19 protein-coding genes are annotated in these 20,421 nt (G+C 54.3%); 16 read left to right on the top strand and 3 right to left on the bottom strand.

Going from position 1 to position 20,421, the window contains the following annotated elements; all coding sequences use genetic code 11:
* Positions 1–9: 9 nt before the first annotated feature.
* On the bottom strand, positions 10–3,060 hold the full coding sequence (fdnG, locus tag ABLX76_RS15605; protein ID WP_348874807.1) for a formate dehydrogenase-N subunit alpha: 3,051 nt from the start codon (positions 3,058–3,060) through the stop codon (positions 10–12).
* Between the two features lie 156 nt (positions 3,061–3,216).
* Here fdnG and fdhD point away from each other — a divergent pair, with 156 nt between their 5' ends.
* The 9 genes from fdhD to ABLX76_RS15560 all read left to right on the top strand — a co-directional run bounded on the left by fdhD (position 3,217) and on the right by ABLX76_RS15560 (position 9,645).
* Positions 3,217–4,053 (top strand): formate dehydrogenase accessory sulfurtransferase FdhD, encoded by an 837-nt coding sequence (fdhD, locus tag ABLX76_RS15600; RefSeq protein ID WP_348874805.1) that lies wholly within the window; start codon positions 3,217–3,219, stop codon positions 4,051–4,053.
* Between the two features lie 128 nt (positions 4,054–4,181).
* Positions 4,182–4,394 (top strand): YdgH/BhsA/McbA-like domain containing protein, encoded by a 213-nt coding sequence (locus tag ABLX76_RS15595; RefSeq protein ID WP_023291501.1) that lies wholly within the window; start codon positions 4,182–4,184, stop codon positions 4,392–4,394.
* Between the two features lie 389 nt (positions 4,395–4,783).
* The gene (locus ABLX76_RS15590) at positions 4,784–5,764 is read left to right on the top strand and encodes a 6-phosphofructokinase (protein ID WP_241515739.1); all 981 of its coding nucleotides are present in this window, start codon (positions 4,784–4,786) and stop codon (positions 5,762–5,764) included.
* Positions 5,765–5,775: 11 nt separating this feature from the next.
* Positions 5,776–6,090, top strand: coding sequence for a PTS sugar transporter subunit IIB (locus tag ABLX76_RS15585; protein ID WP_004203640.1), 315 nt, complete (start codon positions 5,776–5,778; stop codon positions 6,088–6,090).
* Positions 6,083–7,450 (top strand): PTS sugar transporter subunit IIC, encoded by a 1,368-nt coding sequence (locus tag ABLX76_RS15580; RefSeq protein ID WP_004203642.1) that lies wholly within the window; start codon positions 6,083–6,085, stop codon positions 7,448–7,450. Before ABLX76_RS15585 ends, ABLX76_RS15580 begins: the two co-directional genes overlap by 8 nt.
* A complete protein-coding gene (locus ABLX76_RS15575; RefSeq protein ID WP_032429032.1) occupies positions 7,437–8,279 on the top strand; it encodes a class II fructose-bisphosphate aldolase in 843 nt (280 codons plus the stop codon). Before ABLX76_RS15580 ends, ABLX76_RS15575 begins: the two co-directional genes overlap by 14 nt.
* Positions 8,280–8,338: 59 nt before the next feature.
* Entirely contained in the window at positions 8,339–8,608 is a 270-nt protein-coding gene (locus tag ABLX76_RS15570; RefSeq protein ID WP_348874803.1) for a hypothetical protein, read from the top strand.
* 9 nt (positions 8,609–8,617) lie between these two features.
* On the top strand, positions 8,618–9,055 hold the full coding sequence (locus ABLX76_RS15565; protein ID WP_348874801.1) for a PTS sugar transporter subunit IIA: 438 nt from the start codon (positions 8,618–8,620) through the stop codon (positions 9,053–9,055).
* On the top strand, positions 9,052–9,645 hold the full coding sequence (locus tag ABLX76_RS15560; protein WP_044520894.1) for an ATPase AAA: 594 nt from the start codon (positions 9,052–9,054) through the stop codon (positions 9,643–9,645). The genes ABLX76_RS15565 and ABLX76_RS15560 overlap by 4 nt, the downstream gene beginning before the upstream one ends.
* Here ABLX76_RS15560 and ABLX76_RS15555 read toward each other — a convergent pair.
* A complete protein-coding gene (locus ABLX76_RS15555) occupies positions 9,642–9,965 on the bottom strand; it encodes an AzlD domain-containing protein (protein WP_101978045.1) in 324 nt (107 codons plus the stop codon). The two genes, ABLX76_RS15560 and ABLX76_RS15555, sit on opposite strands and share 4 nt — an antisense overlap.
* Positions 9,965–10,624, bottom strand: a complete 660-nt coding sequence (locus tag ABLX76_RS15550) for an AzlC family ABC transporter permease (RefSeq protein WP_044520898.1) — start codon at positions 10,622–10,624, stop codon at positions 9,965–9,967. The genes ABLX76_RS15555 and ABLX76_RS15550 overlap by 1 nt, the downstream gene beginning before the upstream one ends.
* A 99-nt stretch (positions 10,625–10,723) precedes the next feature.
* Between ABLX76_RS15550 and ABLX76_RS15545 the strand changes: the two genes are divergently transcribed.
* The 7 genes from ABLX76_RS15545 to ABLX76_RS15515 all read left to right on the top strand — a co-directional run bounded on the left by ABLX76_RS15545 (position 10,724) and on the right by ABLX76_RS15515 (position 20,299).
* Positions 10,724–11,272 (top strand): helix-turn-helix domain-containing protein, encoded by a 549-nt coding sequence (locus tag ABLX76_RS15545; protein WP_002882865.1) that lies wholly within the window; start codon positions 10,724–10,726, stop codon positions 11,270–11,272.
* A gap of 90 nt (positions 11,273–11,362) precedes the next feature.
* Complete coding sequence (locus ABLX76_RS15540; RefSeq protein ID WP_032454463.1) at positions 11,363–12,358, top strand: substrate-binding domain-containing protein; 996 nt, start codon at positions 11,363–11,365, stop codon at positions 12,356–12,358.
* A 114-nt stretch (positions 12,359–12,472) separates the two neighbouring features.
* Positions 12,473–14,596 carry an alpha-galactosidase gene (locus ABLX76_RS15535; RefSeq protein ID WP_065883478.1) on the top strand — a complete coding sequence of 708 codons (2,124 nt, stop codon included), beginning with the start codon at positions 12,473–12,475 and terminating at the stop codon, positions 14,594–14,596.
* 41 nt (positions 14,597–14,637) lie between these two features.
* Positions 14,638–15,903 (top strand): MFS transporter, encoded by a 1,266-nt coding sequence (locus tag ABLX76_RS15530; RefSeq protein ID WP_023291509.1) that lies wholly within the window; start codon positions 14,638–14,640, stop codon positions 15,901–15,903.
* Positions 15,904–16,362: 459 nt separating this feature from the next.
* Positions 16,363–17,373 carry a LacI family DNA-binding transcriptional regulator gene (locus tag ABLX76_RS15525; protein WP_023291510.1) on the top strand — a complete coding sequence of 337 codons (1,011 nt, stop codon included), beginning with the start codon at positions 16,363–16,365 and terminating at the stop codon, positions 17,371–17,373.
* A 70-nt stretch (positions 17,374–17,443) separates the two neighbouring features.
* Positions 17,444–18,832, top strand: a complete 1,389-nt coding sequence (locus ABLX76_RS15520; protein WP_050442669.1) for a glycoside-pentoside-hexuronide (GPH):cation symporter — start codon at positions 17,444–17,446, stop codon at positions 18,830–18,832.
* A gap of 105 nt (positions 18,833–18,937) precedes the next feature.
* Positions 18,938–20,299 carry a NosD domain-containing protein gene (locus ABLX76_RS15515; RefSeq protein ID WP_348874797.1) on the top strand — a complete coding sequence of 454 codons (1,362 nt, stop codon included), beginning with the start codon at positions 18,938–18,940 and terminating at the stop codon, positions 20,297–20,299.
* Positions 20,300–20,421 lie beyond the last annotated feature (122 nt).

The raw sequence follows: 20,421 nt of genomic DNA, 5'->3' as shown, positions 1-20,421 counted from the left end.
TCGTCTCCGTTACACCTTTTTCACGTTCACGAGGAAAGCTTTGAACTCCGGCGTCTGCGTGTTCGCATCACCGACGAACGGCGTCAGGGTATTGGCAATAAAGCCTTTTTTCGCCACGCCCTCATAGCCCCAGTGAATAGGAATGCCGATGGTATCGATATCCTTACCGTCCACTTTCAGCGTGCGAATACGTTTGGTCACCACCGCCTTGGCCTTGATGTAGCCGCGGTTGGAGGAGACCTTGACGGTATCGCCATGGCTGATGCCAAGCTTATTCGCCAGTTTTTCACCGATCTCCACAAACTGCTCCGGCTGCGCGATGGCGTTAAGCAGCGCGTGCTTGGTCCAGTAGTGGAAGTGTTCGGTCAGGCGGTAAGTGGTGCCGACGTACGGGAATTTCTCCGCTTTGCCCATCTGCTCGAGATCGCCTTTGAAGACGCGAGCGGCCGGGTTAGAGACCACGTTCGGGTGCAGCGGGTTAGTCCCGAGCGGCGTTTCAAACGGCTCGTAGTGTTCCGGGAACGGTCCTTCCGCCATCTTATCGATAGCGAACAGACGGCCCATCCCTTCCGGCTGCATGATAAACGGACCGACGTCGCTGCCAGGCGCGGCGGCGCTGTAGTCCGGAATATCCACGCCGCCCCATTTCGCGCCGTCCCACTTCAGCAACTGACGTTTAGGATCCCACGGTTTACCCTGTGGGTCCGCGGAGGCGCGGTTATACAGGATGCGGCGGTTGAGCGGCCATGCCCAGGCCCAGCCCAGCGTATTGCCCAGACCGGACGGATCGGCGTTATCGCGGCGCGCCATCTGGTTGCCTTCCGGCGTCCAGCTTCCGGCGAAGATCCAGCAGCCGCTGGAGGTCGTGCCGTCGTCGCGTAGCTGTGCGAAGGAGCTCAGCTGCTGCCCTTTCTTGACGATCACCGCGCCGGTCGCCGGGTCGGTAATATCCGCCAGCGCTTTACCGTTGCTTTCCATCGCCACTTCTTCCGACGCCGGCTCATGCGGTGTGGAGTAATTCCACGTCATGTTGAGCACTGGCTCTGGCGCCGGGCCACCCTCTTCGGCATACATCTTACGCAGGCGAGTGAAGATACCGGCGAGGATTTCGCCATCGGTGACAGCGATCCCCGGGGCGTCCGCACCTTTCCAGTGCCACTGCAGCCAGCGGCCGGAGTTGACGATAGACCCGTTCTCTTCGGCGAAGCAGGTGGACGGCAGACGGAACACTTCGGTCTGGATTTTCGACGGGTCAACATCGTTCGACTCACCGTGGTTTTGCCAGAAGGTGGATGTTTCGGTATTGAGCGGGTCGATGGTCACGAGGAACTTCAGCTTCGACAGGGAAGCGACGACCTTGTTTTTGTTCGGGAACGAGGCGACCGGGTTAAAGCCCTGGCAAATATAGCCATTCACTTTGCCCTGATTCATCATCTCGAAGTACTGCAGAACGTCGTAGCTCTTATCCCACTTCGGCAGCCAGTCAAAGCCCCAGCTGTTTTCTGCTGTCGCTTTATCGCCGAAGAAGGCTTTCATCATGGAGACGAAGAACTTCGGATAGTTGCCCCAGTAGTTGACCTGGTCTTTCAGCAGCGGCTTCGGCGTGTTAGCCGTCAGGTAGGTCTGCAGGTCGGCCTGTTTTTCGTTAGGCAGCGACATGTAGCCCGGCAGGCTGGTAGAGAGCAGGCCGAGGTCGGTCAGACCCTGGATATTGGAGTGGCCGCGCAGGGCGTTGACGCCGCCGCCTGCCATCCCCATGTTGCCGAGCAGCAGCTGGATCATCGCCATGGTGCGGATGTTCTGCGCGCCGATGGAGTGCTGGGTCCAGCCGAGAGCGTACAGGAACGACGCGGTTTTATCCGGCGCGCTGGTTTCGGCAATGTATTCACAGACTTTGAGGAAGTCGGCCTTCGGCGTACCGCAGATGTTTTCGACCACATCCGGGGTATAACGGGAAACGTGCTGCTTCAGCAGGTTCCAGACGCAGCGCGGATGTTGCAGCGTGGTATCGCGTTTGGCGAAGCCGTTTTCGTCCAGCTCATAGTTCCAGCTGGTTTTGTCGTACTGGCGTTTTTCTGCGTTATAGCCGCTGAACAGCCCGTCGTCGAAGCTGTAGTCCTCACGCACGATCAGGCTGGCGTTGGTGTAGGCTTCGGTGTATTCGCGGTTGAATTTTTCGTTATTCAGCAGGTACAGGATCACGCCCGACAGGAAGGTAATGTCGGTACCGGAACGAATCGGGGTATAGAAATCAGCCACTGACGCTGTACGCGTGAAGCGCGGATCGATAACGATGAGTTTGGCACCGTTATGGATTTTGGCTTCCATCGCCCAGCGGAATCCCACCGGATGCGCTTCAGCGGCGTTACCGCCCATCACCACGATCAGGTTGGCGTTCTTAATATCCACCCAGTGGTTGGTCATCGCACCGCGACCAAATGTTGGAGCAAGACTTGCTACCGTTGGTCCGTGTCAGACACGCGCCTGGTTATCCACCGCCAGCATCCCGAGGGCGCGGGTGAATTTTTGCGTTAAATAGCCGGTTTCGTTACTGGAAGCGGAGGCGCACAGCATCCCGGTGGTCAACCAGCGGTTGACGGTGGTGCCGGCGTCGTTTTGTGCGATAAAGTTGGCGTCGCGGTCCTCTTTCATCAGCTTCGCGATGCGATCGAACGCTTCGTCCCAGCTGATTTGCTGCCATTTATCGGAGCCTGGCGCGCGATATTCCGGGAATTTCAGGCGGCTTTCAGAATGGATAAAGTCCACCAGACCGGCCCCTTTCGGACAGAGCGCACCACGGTTAACCGGATGATCCGGATCGCCTTCGATATGGAAAATGGATGCTTTGGCGTTTTTTGCGCCGTCGCCGAGGCTATACATCAACAGCCCACAGCCGACAGAACAGTATGTGCAGGTGTTACGGGTTTCGCGTGTGCGCAGCAATTTGTACTGCCGTGTCTCCGCGAGCGCAGTTGCCGGGGCAAAGCCCAGCGCTGCTGCCGTGGTTCCCGCCATACCGCCAGCGCAGATCTTAAAGAACTGCCTTCTGCTGACCTGCATGGTTCGCTCCTTGTTTCGACATTGTCACATGTAGTTATTTGCTTTGCGGTGAAGGCCGCAAAGGTTCAGAATTAGGGCATATTTCCCTCATTCCTGAAGGGATAAAAACAGAATACCACATTGTGTGTATGCCTGTTCCAATACGGTTAAAGCAAAGTGAACAAGAAGCCTCTCGAACAAATCGAAAATGTGACGAATATCACAGGATATCGCCAGGTCTCCCTCTGGAAGCGCGAGGATCTGCAACACCCTCAGCCAGATGAGTTAGCGGAAGAGGTCCCCGTCGCGCTGGTCTACAACGGTATCTCCCACGTAGTGATGATGGCCACGCCGAAAGACCTCGAGCAATTCGCCGTCGGCTTCTCCTTATCCGAAGGGATTATTGAGCATCGGCGGGAGATTTTCGGCATGGACGTGGTGTCGATGTGCAACGGCCTTGAGGTGCAGATTGAACTCTCCAGCCGGCGTTTTATGGGGCTCAAAGCCCGGCGTCGCGCGCTGGCCGGGCGCACCGGCTGCGGGGTATGCGGCGTCGAGCAGCTCAATGATATTGGTAAGCCGGTCCAGCCGCTGCCGTTCACCCAGACGTTCGATCTCGCCAACCTCGACCAGGCTCTGGCGCATCTTAACGACTTTCAACCGATCGGCCGACTCTCCGGCTGCACCCACGCGGCCGCCTGGGTCCGGTCGACGGGCGAACTGGCGGGCGGTTTTGAAGACGTCGGCCGGCATGTGGCGCTGGATAAACTGCTCGGCCGGCGGGCGGAAATCGGCGAGGGCTGGCTGCCTGGCGCCGCGCTGGTATCCAGCCGCGCCAGCTATGAAATGGTGCAGAAAGCCGCGATGTGCGGCGTCGAGATCCTGTTCGCGGTATCAGCAGCTACTACCTTAGCGGTGGAAGTCGCCGAGCGCTGCAACCTGACGCTGGTGGGCTTTTGCAAGCCGGGCAGGGCGACGATCTACACCCACCCGCAGCGTTTGAATGCGGGTTAAAAGTTGATCAGTAAATTTGAACAATGACAGCAAATCCTTCCGCTTTTTGTTTGGTGATGTGCGGGCTACTATTTAACACATCAAGGCACAACGCCTTATCTAAACAACTAAATGAAAGGGTTTATCTCATGAAAAGCATCAAAACTTTTGTCGCAGTAATCGCTATGGCCGCCTCTTTTGCTTCCTTCGCTGCTGAAACCGTCACCGCTACCGCGACAACGATGGACGGCGCGGAAGCGAAAATCGCCGCACAGGCCCAGGCAGCAGGCGCTTCGTCTTACAAAATTACCGAAGCGTTTACCGGCAACCGCGTGCATATGACTGCGGAACTGAACAAATAAGCGTAACGTTACTGTCGAAAGAGCGCCTCAGGGCGCTTTTTTTGTTTCCGCTTTGGCAAAAAACAGCCACTATTTCCCACCGTCGCGAAAAAAATGTGGCAGTACTCACGTTTCCGTTCTTTTCTTAAATCCCCATTATTACCGCAAATGAAACATCTTCAATGCTGAATATCTCGATGTTTTAACGCTATGAAATATAAAGATATTAAAACCAGAAAGCGATGAAGATCACTCTCTTTTAATGAGATGTTTATCACAAAAATAAGCGTGATATCACTCCTGTCAACTATTCACGGACCTAATTTAATACGCATTATGTGATCTCCATTGCAAATAGAAGTCTTGCAGTCAGGGAAAAATGTCGTCAGGCAAATGAGCGAGGAAGCGTCATGAAAATTGGCATCGTTATTAGCGGCGGGGATGTTTCGGGAATGAATAATTTTATATTCCAGATTGCCAGGCAGGCTGATGCCGAGATCACCCTGTTTAATGGCGGTATTCCTGGTCTGCTGGAGAAAAATCATCAGGATATCGCGTGGCGCGATCTGGTTGATTTCTCTATTACCGCTGTGCCGATCATTACCTCCGGACGCACCAGTCGCAAACTGCAGCGCAGCGAATATGAAATGATTGCTAAAAAACTTAAATCGTTGCGTATTGATGTGCTTATTATGGCCGGGGGGGATGGCAGCCTGCAGTTTCTCAATACCCTAAGTGAATTTGATATTAATTGCTTTGGCGTGGGAATGACTATCGATAATGATGTGTATGGCAGTGATTATACGATTGGTTTTTCCACGGCCTGCGAGCAGATTATTAAAGAAGTCTCCCGTTTAAGAAATACCGGAAGAGCGCTGCCGGGGCGGGTTTTTATGGTTGAGATATTAGGAGGTTATTGTGGAGAACTAACGTTACAGTCCGCCATTAAATGCAATGCGGATATTGCCCTGATCCCGGAGGCGCAGATGCCGCTGGCCATGCTTGCGGAACGGATTACCCGGAAGCTGAGCATGCAGAACAGCGTCGTTATCCTCTGCTCAGAAGGCTACACCAAAGAGTACTCTCCCGGCTTTCAGGGAGCGATTGATACCATGATCAAACAGCTGGAACCGCAAATTGGCGTCCGTATCCGTAAAACGATTGTCGGCTATGGCTTACGCAGCGGTGAACCGACCTGTGAAGAGATTTATCAGGGCACCATTATGGCCAGTGAGGTGGTTCGCTGTATTCAGTCAGGTATGAAAAATAAAGCCATAATAATTAATTCCAGTAATAAACCTATTCCGATTGATTTAGTCAGTATGAAAAAACGTCTGGTCGATCCTGAAGGACATCATTATAAACTTGCCAAGCAACTCAATATTATTTGAGGAGACCCTCCATGCTGAAAATTTTATGCGTATGTGGCTGCGGCCTCGGTTCAAGCTTTGCCATTGAAATGACGGCGAAGGCAGTTTTAAAAAAGCTGGAAATTCCCGCTCATATTGAACACACCACCGTATCCGAAGCCGGAGCCTTTAAATCGGATATGATTTTGACGCAAAAAACCTTTGCCGACATCTTAACTGCCGATGCCACTGAAGAGGAAATTAAACGCGTCGTGGTGCTCAATAAACTTACGGATAAAGAGGAAATTGAAACCAAAATCGTCGCATTCTTAAAAGAACGTCATCTGAAGGTGGCTGATTATGAATAGCTTCGTTGCGTTTATCGTTAAGGATTTACTTGGTCAGGCATCTATTCTTATTGCTTTTATTGCCATGCTTGGCCTGATCCTGCAAAAGAAATCCCCGGGCAAAACCGCGGAAGGGACGTTTAAAACGCTGCTCGGCTTCTTAATTATGATGGCCGGGATCAACATCATTGTCGCCACGCTAACCTTCCTCAACGATATTTTCACCCAGGGGTTTGGCATGAAGGGCTACATTACCGATGTGGCCGCCATCGCCGGGTTAGCGAATCGGGAATTAGGTTCGGAAGTGGCGCTGACGCTGCTGGTGATCTTTGCCGTCAATATAATTATCGCCCGTCTGACGCCGCTAAAATATATTTTCCTGACCGGTCAGGCGCTGCTGTGGATGGCGACGATCGGCGCCGTGATTGGCTATAAATCCGGGCTCACCGGCGTACCGCTGATTTTAACCGGGGGCATCTTCGGCGGCGTGATGGCGGTGTTAATGCCGGCCCTGGCGCAGCCGGTGGTCAGGCGCATAACCGGGTCTGACGACGTAGCCCTGGGGCACTTCTGTACCATCGGTTATCTGGTGCAGGCCGCCGTCGCGAAGGTCGTCGGCAAAGGTTCCCGCTCCACGGAAGATCTCGAGCTGCCTGATAACTTTAAGTTTCTGCAGGATACCTATCTGGCCATGGCGGTGGTGATGGTGCCGATGTATCTCATCCCGGCTATCGCGGCGGGCCCGCAGTACATCGCGCAGTTCTCCGGCGGGATTAACTACCTGATGTATGCCTTTATGCAGTCCATTCAGTTTGTCGCCGGGGTTTTTGTCCTCTATAGCGGCGTGCGTTTATTGCTCAATGAGCTGGTGCCGGCCTTTCGCGGTATCGCGATGCGTATTGTTCCGGATGCGAAGCCGGCTCTCGATTGCCCGGTACTGTTTCCTTATGCGCCGAATGCGGTGATTGTCGGATTTCTGGCGACGACCGTCGGCTCGATTATCGGCATGCTGGTCTTCCCAATGTTCGGTCTGGCGATGATCCTCCCCGGGCTGTTAACCAACTTTTTCGCCGGCGGCACGGCAGGGGTATTTGGCAACGCGCTGGGCGGACGCCGCGGGGCGATGATCGGCGGGGTTATTCACGGTCTGTTTATCACGTTTCTGCCGGCCATTCTGGTGCCCATGCTGGAGAGTTACGGCTTTACGGGCGTCACCTTCAGCGACTCTGACGTCATCAGCTCGGGTCTGGTATTAGGCCACGCCTTCCAGAATAACTGGCTCTTTGTCGCCTTATTTATTGTGTTTGTCGCCGCACTGGCATGGTTTGTCAACGGGAAATCCGCTAAGCCGAAAGGGGAAAATGTTCATGAGTCTGTATAATTTCAATGAGATTTTAAAAATCGCCCAAGAGAGAAATTTTAAAGCGATTGGCTCGTTTAACTTGCACTGTATTGAGATGCTACCGGCATTTTTCAAAGCCGCGCAAAACAGCCACAGCCCGTTAATGATCCAAATTTCAACCGGGACCGCGGAGTACCTCGGCTATCGTTTGCTGGTCGACGCCGTGCGTTCATTAGCGGACAGTGAAAATATTCCAACCTGTCTGCATCTTGACCACTGCTCAGATATTAAGGCCATCGAGACGGCAATGAACGCGGGCTTTTCGTCGGTGATGTACGACGGCTCACATTTAAGCCTTGAGGAAAATATCGGTAATACGCGAATAGTGGTGGAAATGGCCCGCCCGCGCAATATTACGGTAGAAGGCGAACTGGGGGCGATCGGCGGGTCAGAGGATGGAAAAGCGGTGGCGGCGGAAGATATCTGTTTTACCACCGTCGAAGACGCAAAACGCTTTGTGGAGGAGACCCAGGTCGATATGCTGGCCGTCTCGGTGGGCACTGTGCATGGCCTCTACACCGGTAAAGCGCAGATACAGCACCAGCGGCTGAAACAGATTAGCGCGGCGACCGGCGTGCCGCTGGTGCTGCATGGCGGTACCGGCGTCAGCGACGAGGATATGCGGCTGGCCGTCACCGAAGGGATTAATAAAGTGAACGTCGGGACGGAAATGAACGTGCAGTGGGTTGACCGCTGTAAAACGACGTTTGAGAAAGGGAAAGTGAATGACAGCGTACGGAAATTCTTAATTCCCGCCAACCAGGCTGTCACTGATGTCTTAATGGAAAAAATGGCGTTATTTAAATAACGTTTTCTCCGTCACTCTCAATTTCGTTGCCCTGTCTTCCGCCAGGGAGGGAACTTGCTATGTTTGAATCATTGAAAACGTTGTGGAAAAAAGAGCAAACCCCGCTGCAGGATTATGATCAACAGTCCCGTCAGTTGGCGGAGGAGATTACCAGGCTGGAAGGCGAACTACAGCGCCAGCCTGGCAATAGCGAGGTGCAAAAAACATTGATGCTGACTTACAACCGGGCGCTATCCATATATGCCAAAAGCACCACTCACCGGCAGGATATTGATACGCTGTTTCTGCAGATTGATAATTTACGCAATATTATCCGCCGCAATATTTAGGAATACAGAATGACCATAAAAGAACTGCTTATTGAGGCCGATGCCATTCAGGTTGGCGTTGTGGAGTCCGACTGGCAGCGGGTAATAAAGTTGGCTGCCCGCCCGCTGGAGGCAAAAGGCTTTATTTCGAAGGAATATAGCCAGGCGGTGATCGACAATACCCTGAATCATGGCGCCTATTACGTTTTCGATGAAGGTATTGCTATACCCCATGCCCGACCCGAGTGCGGCGTCAGACGCAACTGCTTTAGCCTGGTGCTGTTGGAAAAGCCGATTCCCTTTGCAGACAGTGAAAAGGCCGACATCGTCATTATGTTTGGCGCCCGGGATAGCAATGCGCATATCGAGGAGGGGATCCGCTCCATCGTCGCGCTGCTGGATAACAATGACACGATGGCCAAACTGCGGATGGCCCGCAGCCGGGAGGAGGTTGTCGCATTACTATGAACAGACATCTGACCCCAGTCTGCAAAACGGCTATTTTAATCAACGGCATTCCGGCTTCGGGGAAGAGTACCATCACCCGTTTGCTGGCGGAGACCTTCAGCCTGCCGGTATTGACGATCGACGGCATCAAAGAGCCGTTTATGGCGCGTCTGGCCCCGGTCGACCGGCCAATGAATCGCCAACTGGGCTGTGCGGCGTATGAGGTGATCTGGTCGATTGTCGGCGCATCGCCTGCCAGCATGGTCTGGTTGATCGACGCCTGGTTCGGCTTCCAGCCCCGGGAGACCTTGCAAAAATTGCTGCAGCAGGCGGGCGTGGAGCAGGTGATTGAGATCTGGAACCATATCTCTCCCGAGCTGGCGGTCGCGCGCTATGCCTCGCGGCTGGCGACGCGGTCGCCGGGCCACCCCGGCGAAGAGTATCTGCCGGAGCTGGCCCAGCTGGCCGGGCGTGCGCAGCCCATGTCTTTAGGGCCCCTTCTGACGATAGACCAGCGGCGCCCGCTGGAGATAACGCCGGTTATTCACTGGCTTGAAGGCACAATTAGCGGACAACGCACCGGCCTGGCGAATTTCGCATACCCGTCCTAGGGCATACCCGCCAGCCGCAGCAGCGCCGTCACCACCGCCGCGGCGATAATTACGCCGATCAGCGGCACCTTGCGCCAGGCGAGGAACACCGCGACGGCAACGCCCAGAACGCGCGCCATGCCGGCGAAATGCGCGCCTTCATAGAAAGTGGTGGCCAGGGCGACGGAAAAAAGCAGCACCGTCGCCGCATCGGAAAGCAGCGCCTGCGAGCGCTCGGAAAAGGCCAGCCGATTACCAAGCTTCACGCCGCCAAGACGCATCAGATAGGTTCCCAGCGACAGGATGGCGATACCGGCGATAAACAGCGTCATATTGCCCATTATTTTTTCCTCGACAGTAAACCAAACAGCGAGAGCAGCACCGGCAGCCCGGTAGGCGCAAACGGCACGGCGGCAAGCGCCAGCGCGGCGCCGCTGGCGGCGCGGATCAGCGTGGTACGGTTTTTAAAGGCCGGGATCACCAGCGCCAGCAGAATTGCCGGGAAGACCGCATCAAGCCCGATGGTCTCCGGCGCCGGCAGCAGTTTGCCGACGGCGGCGCCGGTGAGCGTACCCAAAGGCCAGATCAGCGCCACGCCGGCGCCGCACAGCCAGTAGGCCGCTTTGCGCTGCGCGGGGGTGGGCTGCGACAAGCCAAAGACCACGCTCTCGTCGTTCATAATGTGGCACCCGATAAAGCTTAAGGCGCGCTGACCCACCAGTTCACGCACGGTCACCCCGAAAGGGATATGACGCGCGTTGACTAACAGGCCAGCGGCGGCGGCGGCCAGTGGGCTACCGCCGCTGGCGACAATGCCGATAAACATAAATTCAGAGGCGCCCGCCAGCACGGACACCGAAAGCACGAGCGGCACCCATAAGGGGAAGCCGTAAGCCACCGCCAGCGACCCATAGGACATGCCCACCACCCCGACGGCGAGGCAAACTAAAGCAATCGCTTTTATCGTGTCTCCGCTGAGACTGGAGAGAGTTTGTTTCATATCACTTAGCCATATCGAACGAATTTCCATTATAATGAACACATAATAATCGTTTTTCAAGGCGAACAAATCGTTCGATATAAAAAACAAGGGGCGGGTATGACACAGCCAATCAGCGTTATCGCCAAAAGTCTGGTGCGGGAGCGGGCGCGGACCGGGCTTTCGCTGGCGGAAGTCGCGCGTCGGGCGGGTATCGCCAAATCCACGCTATCGCAACTGGAGTCCGGCAACGGTAATCCTAGTCTGGAAACGCTGTGGTCGCTCTGCGTGGCGCTGGATATTCCATTTGCCCGGCTGCTTGAGCCGCAGGTGAACAAAACGCAGGTGATCCGCCGCGGCGAGGGGACAAAAGTGGTGGCGGAGCAGGCGAACTATCAGGCTATTTTGCTGGCCGCCTGTCCGCCCGGCGCGCGTCGGGACATCTATTTGCTGCTCACCCAGCCCGGCGCCGACCGCATTTCGCATCCGCATCCGCCAGGGTCAGTGGAACATATTATCGTCACTCAGGGGCGCGCGCGGGTAGGATTGACGTCGGCGCCGGAAGAGCTCGGCGAGGGCGACTATATCTGCTACCCGGCGGATCAGGAGCATGTGTTTCAGGCCCTGGAGCCGGATACGCAGGCGCTGCTGATCGCTGAGCAAAACTGACATCGCACCGGCGGGCGTCGCGCTCTCGCTGGACGCCATAGCCGTATTGCGGGACACTAGCCGCATTCTTCCGCGAAGACAGGCATACCTATGTCGCTGAAAGCCATTGCTAAAGAACTTGGGATCTCGGTTACGACCGTCAGCCGCGCGTTAAACGGCTATGATGATGTGTCGCAGGAGACCCGTGCTCGCGTCGAGGCTGAAGCGCAGCGTCGCGGATATCGGCCAAACACGTTCGCGCGTCGCCTGAAAATGGGCAAAATCGACGCCGTTGGCCTCGTGTTCCCGGTACGTCCCGCGCCGCTGAATAACAACGTCTTTCTCGAAATGGTGGGAGAAATCAGCCACGAACTGGCGCGCTATGAGATTGATTTACTGCTGATCGCCGATGATGAACAGGCCGATAAGCACGGGTATATGCGCATGGTGCAGAGCCGTCGCGTCGATGCGCTGATCGTCGCGCATACCCTGGACGACGACCCGCGCCTGATTCAGCTGCTCTCTTCCGGCTTTCCTTTCCTCGCGCTGGGCCGTAGCCGCCTGCCGCAGCCCTACGCCTGGTTTGATTTCGATAACCAGGCGGGTACCTACCGCGCCACCCGCCATCTGATTAGCCAGGGGCATCGGCGCATCGCGCTGCTGAGTGAAAATAATAATCAGGCGTTTATTACCCAACGGCGCAACGGTTACCTGGAAGCCCTGCGCGAAGCGGGCCTGGCGGAAACCTGGCTGCGCAGCGTGCCGCCCACCCGCCGCGGCGGGTTTCAGGCAACGATGGAGCTGCTGCGCTTGCCTGAACCGCCAACGGCGATTGTCACCGACTGCAACACCCATGGCGACGGCGCGGCGATGGCCCTGGCTCAGCTCGGGCGTCTTACCGGCGCCGATCGCGTCTCACTGGTGGTCTACGACGGTTTGCCGCAGGACAGCATCATCGACACCCCGGTAGGCGCAGTGGTTCAGTCCACCCGACAGGGGGTGGGCCGCCAGATAGCCACGATGGTCCGCCGCTTAATCGCCGGCGAGGATCTGGCCTCGCTCCAGGTGCTCTGGCAGCCCGAATTCATCCCCGGCGAAACCGCCTGATACCGCTCTCCACAGATTAATTTCCTGAACTCGATCACGGATCCGAAACGTTTTGGTTGGTTTCCGAAACGTTTCGGATCAACAGTAAGGCATTCCTTGAAGTGGAGATGTCTAATGTCTGATTCGATTATACGCCTGCAAAGCGCAGCGGCTGACGTGGTGATCAAAACCCACCCTTTCGCCGAAATTATCTACTGGGGGCCGCATTTAAGCCACTTTTCGCCGCAGGATGCCGACAGCCTGACGCGGCCGGTCGCCAATGGCCGCCTCGACGTCGATTCCCCGGTCACCTTAATGGCGGAGCTGGGCCATGGTCTGTTTGGCGCTCCGGGCATTGAAGGCCATCGCCAGGGGCTGGATGCCTCGCCGATTTTCGCCACCAGCGAAGTGCGGCACGAGGGCCAGACGCTGACCCTGGTCAGCGAAGACCCGCAGGCCGGCCTGCGGTTGTGCAGTGAAATCCAGCTTGATAGCAGCGGCGTGCTGAGCGTGCGCCATGGCGTGACCAATCTGCGCGCCAGCCCATGGCAGGTGGAGCGCCTGGCGGTCACGCTGCCGATCGCCGAACGCGCTCGCGAGGTAATGGCTTTCCACGGCCGCTGGATCCGCGAGTTTCAGCCTCATCGCCTGACCCTGGAGCACGACAGCTTTGTGCTGGAGAACCGCCGCGGGCGTACCTCTCACGAACATTTCCCGGCCCTGATCACCGGCAGCCACGCCTTTAGCGAGATGCAGGGTGAAGTCTGGGGCGTGCATCTGGGCTGGAGCGGCAACCATCGCCTGCGGGCGGAGGTGAAAACCGATGGCCGCCGCTATCTGCAGGCCGAGGCGCTCTATCTGCCTGGCGAAATGGCGCTGGCGGAAGGGGAAACCTTATGGACGCCGTACCTGTATGCCAGCTACTCGGCGAACGGGCTGAACGGTATGAGCCAGCAGTTCCATCGTTATCTGCGCGAACGGATTATTCGCTTCCCGGGCAACAAGCCGCGCCCGGTGCATCTCAACACCTGGGAGGGGATCTATTTCGACCACGATCCGGACTACATCATGCGCATGGCGGATGAAGCAGCGGCGCTGGGCGTGGAGCGTTTTATCATTGACGACGGCTGGTTTAAAGGACGCAACGACGACTGGGCGGCGCTCGGCGACTGGTATCTCGATGAGGACAAATATCCCCACGGCCTGACGCCGGTTATCGACCACGTGAAGTCGCTGGGGATGGAGTTCGGCATCTGGGTGGAGCCTGAGATGATTAACCCGGATTCTGATCTGTTTCGGGCACACCCTGATTGGGTGCTGGCGCTGCCGGGCTATACGCCGCTTCCCGGGCGTCATCAGTTTGTCCTGAACCTGAATATTCCGGAAGCCTTTGATTATCTGCTGGAGCGGATGAGCTGGCTGCTGGGCGAGCACGCGGTGGACTACGTGAAGTGGGATATGAACCGCGAGCTGGTGCAGCCGGGGCATAACGGTAAAGCTGCCGCCGATGCGCAAACCCGCCAGTTCTATCGCCTGCTCGATACGCTGGTGGCCCGCTTCCCGCATATTGAATTTGAATCCTGCTCCTCCGGCGGCGGTCGTATCGATTATGAAGTCCTCAAGCGCAGCCATCGCTTCTGGGCTTCTGACAACAATGACGCCCTTGAACGCAATACCATCCAGCGCGGCATGAGCTACTTCTTCCCGCCGGAGGTGATGGGCGCGCACATCGGTAATCGCCACTGTCATGCCACCTTCCGCCAGCACAGTATCGCCTTCCGCGGCCTGACGGCGCTGTTCGGTCATATGGGGCTTGAGCTGGATCCGGTGAGCGCCGATGAAGAAGAACGCGCCGGGTACCGGAAATACGCGGCCCTGCATAAGCAGTGGCGCGACGTGATCCATCACGGCGTGCAGTGGCGGATGGATATGCCGGACGCCACCACCCTTGCCCATGGCGTCGTCAGCCCGGATAAAGCGCAGGCGATTTTCCTCGTCAGCCAGCTGGCGATGCCGGACTACACCCTGATGGCGCCGCTGCGCCTGGCGGGGCTGGAGGCGAGCGCCCGCTATCAGGTGACGCTCCTCGATCATCCGAACATACAGATCACCGGCGAGGGCGGCCACACCATGCGGAAGCTGCCGGCATGGATGACGACGCCGCAGACCGTAAGCGGTGAGTGGCTACAGCAGGCGGGGTTGGCGCTGCCCATCCTCGACCCGGAAAGCGCCATTCTGATTGGCCTGCAACGCGTGTGATGGTACCGGGCCGCGCCGCGGCCCTTCTTGAGGAAAATATAATGAACCCGACCGTCTGTACCCACAAAAACAACCCCAACTTCTGGATTTTCGGGCTGTTCTTCTTTCTCTACTTCTTCATCATGGCCACCTGCTTTCCGTTTCTGCCGATCTGGCTGTCGGACGTCATCGGCCTGAATAAAACCGAAACCGGCCTCGTTTTCTCCAGCCTGTCGCTGTTCGCCATCTGTTTCCAGCCGATCCTCGGGGTGATCTCTGACAAGCTGGGGCTGAAAAAACACCTGATGTGGATCGTGACCGTTCTGCTGGTGCTGATTGCTCCCTTCTTCCTCTATGTTTTCGCTCCGCTGCTGAAAACCAATATCTGGCTCGGGGCGCTGAGCGGCGGCGCTTACATTGGCTTTGTGTTCTCCGCTGGCGCCGGCGCGATGGAGGCCTATATCGAACGGGTAAGCCGCAACAGCGGGTTTGAATACGGCAAGGCGCGCACCTTTGGTTGCCTGGGCTGGGCGCTGTGCGCCACCACGGCGGGGATGCTGTTCAGCGTTAACCCGGAGTGGGTGTTCTGGATGGGCTCGGCCGCCGCGCTGCTGCTGGTGGTGCTGGTGGCTATCGCCAAACCGCAGGCCAGTCAGTCCGCGCAGGTAATGGACTCGCTCGGCGCCAATCGCCCGGCGATCGATTTAAAAACGGCGGTGCGCATGTTCCGCCAGCGGAAGATGTGGATGTTTATTCTGTACGTCATCGGTGTGGCCTGCGTGTATGACGTTTTCGATCAGCAGTTCGCCACCTTCTTTAAATCGTTCTTCGCGACCCCGGAAGCAGGCACCCGTGCCTTTGGTTTCGCCACCACCGCGGGAGAAATTTGTAACGCCATCATTATGTTCAGCTCGCCGTGGATTATTAACCGCATCGGGGCGAAGAATACCTTGCTGATTGCCGGGATGGTGATGGCGGCAAGAATGATTGGCTCTTCCTTCGCCACCACCGCCGCGGAAGTGGTGGCGCTGAAAATGCTCCATGCGCTGGAGGTGCCATTCCTGCTGGTGGGCGCCTTTAAATATATTACCGGCGTGTTTGACGTCCGCCTGTCGGCGACCATTTACCTGGTGGGCTTCCAGTTCGCCAAGCAGGTGGCGGCGATCTTCCTCTCCGCCTTCGCCGGGAATATGTATGATCGGATTGGTTTCCAGGAGACCTATATGATCCTCGGCGGTATTGCCCTCACCGTCACTTTAATATCGGCGTTTACGTTAGCGGGTAAGACGAAAACTGAGCCGCTGCGCGATAATGCGATGACGGTTTAATCATTGGAAGGTAAGATCACATGGATGTGACTGAAAGATAAGAATATTTTTATGGTGAAAATGAAAGAGCGCATAAGCAGCGGTAGGCATTAAAATATAAGGAATGAACAATAACCGCCAGAATTGTACCCGGCTTTACCCTATATAAGGGCTATAACTTATTCTTCTTTTTGTAAAAAAGAGATAATCCTTTCGGTCAATAAAAGTTAACTCCCTCATACTCGTGATGAGCTGTAATGATATCATCACACCTCTGTATTTCCTGTCTGGAAAGCTTGATATCTTTTTATTATGTTATTTTTCTCAATTAACGTATCTTAATAAAGATGACCAGTAAAATAAAAATGCGAGGCCAGAGTATGGATCTATGTAACGCAGCAACATGTGAACTGGATTACATTCCTGGCAGAGTTCACAATTTATAGTGAACACCATTGTTAGAGGGTATGATCAATCACCATGGCATCGATTAAAGACGTAGCGAAAAGAGCTGGGGTCTCGACGGCGACCGTATCACGAGTCCTGAATAATCACCCCAGCGTAGTCGCGGAAACGCGTAAGGCGGTGCGGGAGGCGATGGATTATCTTTGCTATGTTCCCAGCAAAAGTTCGTTTCAGCTTAGCGGGAAATGTTCAGGGCTGATTGGTGTGGTTTTGCCTAATCTGGTGAATCCTCACTTCTGTGAACTGCTGGCGACGGTGGAAGAAGAGGCCCGGTATATCGGCAAATCGGTGATCGTTAAAACGCATCAGAATCAGCCGCAGCAGGATAAACATATTATTCAGACCTTAGTGGGGATGGGCATTGACAGTTTGCTATGGGTGCCGACAGAAGCAGAAGCCGAACTTTCAGAATGGTTAAGCATTACCCGGATCCCGGTCGCCGTCGTCACCCAGGTATCCCGGTTCTTTAATTCCGTATCGATTAATCAGGACCGGGGCGCAGAAAGTATTGCGGAACATTTTATTCATACAGGCCATCTTTCATTTGGCTTTGTGGCCCAGGAAGGGGTGGATAGCCGTAAGGTTTCGTCGTACAGCAAAAAAATAGCGAGTCACGGTTTAAAGCTTGCTAAAGATAATTCGTTCTGGATAGCCAAAGGCGAGGGTGAAAAGATATCAGGCCATATTAGTATTCTTGATGATGTTATCGAGAAACTCAGCGAGCCGACGCGAACCTGTACATGCCTCTTAGTGTATAATGATATTGCGGCAAACTATATTATCGATGGACTAAAAGAAAAAGGCATCTCCGCTCCTGAAGATATTGCGATTGCCAGCTTTGATAATACCCTACTGGCGCAAACAAAAAAAATCACCAGCGTTGCACAGCCGGTAAATGAAATTGCTCACCTCGCGTTTCAGATGGTGAAACATCAACAGCAGCCGGACAGTATTGAAATGCACGAAATTGTCTCTCGGTTAATTATTCGTGAGAGCAGCGTAAAAATTAATATTACTTCCCTGTAAGGGTTTTATGTTTAGAAATGGCGCGACATTTGGCGCCATGGGCTCCTTTTAACAAAAAATAGGTGTATTTATGTCTGCTACCGCAATGGAAAAGCCAAGCGCTTATGAAAAGCTGGGGCTGAGGGAGAAGATCGGCTACGGCATGGGTGACGCCGGTTCAGGAATGATATGGAGCGTACTGGCGCTCTATCTGACGTGGTTCTATACCGATGTCTATGGCCTCAATGCCGGAGTGGTGGGCACATTATTCCTGGTGATTCGCATCTTCGACGCGTTTAGCGATCCGCTGATGGGGGCAATCTGCGACCGCACCGTGTCGCGCTGGGGAAAATTCCGTCCATGGCTATTATGGATGGCATTTCCGTTTGGTCTGGGGGCGGTACTGATGTTCACGACCCCAGAGCTCAGCATGAACGGCAAGATTATTTATGCCTGGGTTACCTATCTGGTTATGTCACTGATTTATACCGCGATTAATATTCCCTATTGCTCGGTCGGCGGCGTCATTACCCTCAATCAGAAAGAGCGTATGGGCTGTTTGTCATGGCGCTTTTTCCTGAATGGCCTGGCAACATTAATTATCTCCTCCTCTATTCTGCCGTTAACGGACTGGCTGGGTAATGGCGACCGCGCCTCCGGTTTCCAGCTGACCATGGTCATTATGGGTGGTGCGGCAACGCTGATGTTCCTGTTCTGCTTTTCCAGCATTAAAGAGCGGGTGGTATCGGTTAAGCAAAACGAGTCGTTGAAAAAAGACCTGCGGGACATTATCAAAAACGATCAGTGGCTCTTAATGATCTCTATTACTTTCCTGAACGTTTTTCCGGCATTTATCCGCGGTGGCGTCACTATTTATTATGCGACTTATGTCATGAAGGCGTCTGTCGGATTTATTACCTTCTTTATGGCGCTGGGCGTGGCCTGTAATATGCTGGGCAGCGTGCTTGCCAAACCGCTTACCGATCGCTTTGATAAGCTGGCGCTATTCCGCATTATTAACATTATTCTCGGTATTCTGTCATTTGCGCTGTGGTTTATCGATCCGCAATCACTGACCCCGCTGATGGCGCTATTTATCGTCATTAACATTCTGCATTTAATTCAGTCTGGCCCCATCCTGTGGGCGATGATGTCCGACGTCGATGACTACGGTGACTGGAAATTTGGTAAACGCCTGACCGGCATCTCCTTTGCGGGAAACCTGTTTATGCTCAAAATGGGGCTGGCGGTCGCTGGCGCAATCGTCGCCTGGATTCTGGCATTTACCGGCTATGTCGCGAATGAGCCGCAGCAGAATTCTCAGACTATTCAAGGAATTATTATGATGTTCTCACTGTTGCCGATGGTGAGTTATTTCATCAGCGCGTATCTGGTGCGCTACTTCAAGCTGAATAACGCGTTCCTTGAGAAAATCAAAACGGATCTTGCAAAACGTGAGCTGGAAAAAGGTCGCGATTAATCGCCAGCGGATCAGGCTATCCGTACTATTTATCATTAAATATCAGTATTAATCAAATCAGAATTTTTTTAATTGATTTTCTGTTCATAGCAGAGGAGGTTCTTCATGACGCATGATAATTATTATGACGTGACGCAGTGGCATATCGGTAATCCTAACAAGGATATCGGCGAAGTTATCAACAGTATTATCCTCGATATTAAAAAACGGCAAACTGCAACCGATATTAATAATGGCGGAAAACCCGGTGCCATCATCTATATCCCACCAGGCGACTATCATCTGAAGACGCAGGTTTTGATCGATATCAGTTATTTAAAAATAATGGGTGCCGGACACGGTTTTGTCTCCTCAAGTATTCGTTTCAATACGCCAGCTGATGACTGGGCGAATTTGCATGATATTTGGCCGGGTGGCAGCCGTATTCTGGTCGATATTTGTGCGCACCCCCGTGATGAAGAACACGCTGGTGCTGCATTTTACGTGAAACGCAGCGGAGCGCCGCGAATTAGTTCTGTAGCGTTTGAAAACTTCTGTATTGATGGTTTGCACTTTGTTGATGATGGGCTGGGAAACAACGACCCGGAAAATACCTATACGAACGGTAAAACCGGCATTTATATCGCCAGCGCGCAGGACGCTTTCCGCATTACCGGGATGGGATTTATCTATCTGGAGCATGGCCTCACCACGTACAATAGCGATGCAATGGCGATCCATAATAACTTTATCGCCGAATGCGGTAACTGTATCGAGCTGCGTGGCGCCGGGCAGGCTTCAAAAATAACCGATAACCTGATTGGCGCGGGCTATAAAGGCTATTCTATTTACGCGCAAAACTTCGGGGGGTTATTGATTTCTACCAACAATATTTTTCCCCGTGGTGCGAGCAGCGTGCACTTATCGGGCGTGGTCCGCTCTAGCATCACCAGCAATCGATTCCATTCATTTTATCCGGGAATGCTCGTTCTCGAGAACAACTGCGCGGAGAATCTGATCTCGGCAAACCATTTCTTGCGCGATCGTGAACCCTGGCCGCCGATGCAGGCCTATGACAACGGCCTGGATGACGCCTATGGCTTGCTGCATATAAACGGCAGTAATAATTCGGTTATTGCCAATCATATTTCCGAAACGATTGATGTCCAGTATCTCAAGCCGCTGGGAATAAAACCGGTCATCATCCGCCTTGTTTCCGGCAAAGGGAATTATATTGTGAATAACCATATCGTGGCGACCACGGAGACGTCAGCGGCGCAGGCGCAGCCCTCTGAAGAGGATGCCTGCTTTGCGGCGCAGGTCAGCGCTTTGCTGACGACGGCCAGGTTAAAAGAACTCGATGCGGTCGCCGTACAGGTAGAAAAAGAATCCGCGCAAAACACGATACTTGATAGCGGCAGTGACGCACAGGTGGTCATAGACAGAGCGCGTAATGCCTTCAGGGCGACACCGGTTGCTGGAAATTAATATTCACTCTGTTTGTTAATCCGTATAGCGAATGACGTTATTTAAGGAGGCAGATTACACGTTATTTCATTCATTCTTCTGCTAAATAAAAATCAAAATATAAAAGGTGAATATTTTTATTC

The organism is Klebsiella sp. JB_Kp004 (assembly GCF_040065795.1).
GTDB classification, from domain to species: domain Bacteria; phylum Pseudomonadota; class Gammaproteobacteria; order Enterobacterales; family Enterobacteriaceae; genus Klebsiella; species Klebsiella quasipneumoniae.
This window is presented reverse-complemented; position numbering and strand designations above follow the sequence as displayed.

What these genes read in the sequence shown, in the direction of transcription:
- ABLX76_RS15540 (WP_032454463.1), top strand. Translation starts at nt 11,363, where the DNA reads ATGTCGCTGAAAGCCATTGCTAAAGAACTTGGGATCTCGGTTACGACC.
- ABLX76_RS15585 (WP_004203640.1), top strand. Translation starts at nt 5,776, where the DNA reads ATGCTGAAAATTTTATGCGTATGTGGCTGCGGCCTCGGTTCAAGCTTT.
- ABLX76_RS15515 (WP_348874797.1), top strand. Translation starts at nt 18,938, where the DNA reads ATGACGCATGATAATTATTATGACGTGACGCAGTGGCATATCGGTAAT.
- ABLX76_RS15550 (WP_044520898.1), bottom strand. Translation starts at nt 10,624, where the DNA reads ATGAAACAAACTCTCTCCAGTCTCAGCGGAGACACGATAAAAGCGATT.
- ABLX76_RS15535 (WP_065883478.1), top strand. Translation starts at nt 12,473, where the DNA reads ATGTCTGATTCGATTATACGCCTGCAAAGCGCAGCGGCTGACGTGGTG.
- ABLX76_RS15525 (WP_023291510.1), top strand. Translation starts at nt 16,363, where the DNA reads ATGGCATCGATTAAAGACGTAGCGAAAAGAGCTGGGGTCTCGACGGCG.
- ABLX76_RS15565 (WP_348874801.1), top strand. Translation starts at nt 8,618, where the DNA reads ATGACCATAAAAGAACTGCTTATTGAGGCCGATGCCATTCAGGTTGGC.
- ABLX76_RS15590 (WP_241515739.1), top strand. Translation starts at nt 4,784, where the DNA reads ATGAAAATTGGCATCGTTATTAGCGGCGGGGATGTTTCGGGAATGAAT.
- ABLX76_RS15560 (WP_044520894.1), top strand. Translation starts at nt 9,052, where the DNA reads ATGAACAGACATCTGACCCCAGTCTGCAAAACGGCTATTTTAATCAAC.
- ABLX76_RS15520 (WP_050442669.1), top strand. Translation starts at nt 17,444, where the DNA reads ATGTCTGCTACCGCAATGGAAAAGCCAAGCGCTTATGAAAAGCTGGGG.
- ABLX76_RS15595 (WP_023291501.1), top strand. Translation starts at nt 4,182, where the DNA reads ATGAAAAGCATCAAAACTTTTGTCGCAGTAATCGCTATGGCCGCCTCT.
- ABLX76_RS15580 (WP_004203642.1), top strand. Translation starts at nt 6,083, where the DNA reads ATGAATAGCTTCGTTGCGTTTATCGTTAAGGATTTACTTGGTCAGGCA.
- ABLX76_RS15575 (WP_032429032.1), top strand. Translation starts at nt 7,437, where the DNA reads ATGAGTCTGTATAATTTCAATGAGATTTTAAAAATCGCCCAAGAGAGA.
- ABLX76_RS15530 (WP_023291509.1), top strand. Translation starts at nt 14,638, where the DNA reads ATGAACCCGACCGTCTGTACCCACAAAAACAACCCCAACTTCTGGATT.
- ABLX76_RS15570 (WP_348874803.1), top strand. Translation starts at nt 8,339, where the DNA reads ATGTTTGAATCATTGAAAACGTTGTGGAAAAAAGAGCAAACCCCGCTG.
- ABLX76_RS15545 (WP_002882865.1), top strand. Translation starts at nt 10,724, where the DNA reads ATGACACAGCCAATCAGCGTTATCGCCAAAAGTCTGGTGCGGGAGCGG.
- ABLX76_RS15555 (WP_101978045.1), bottom strand. Translation starts at nt 9,965, where the DNA reads ATGGGCAATATGACGCTGTTTATCGCCGGTATCGCCATCCTGTCGCTG.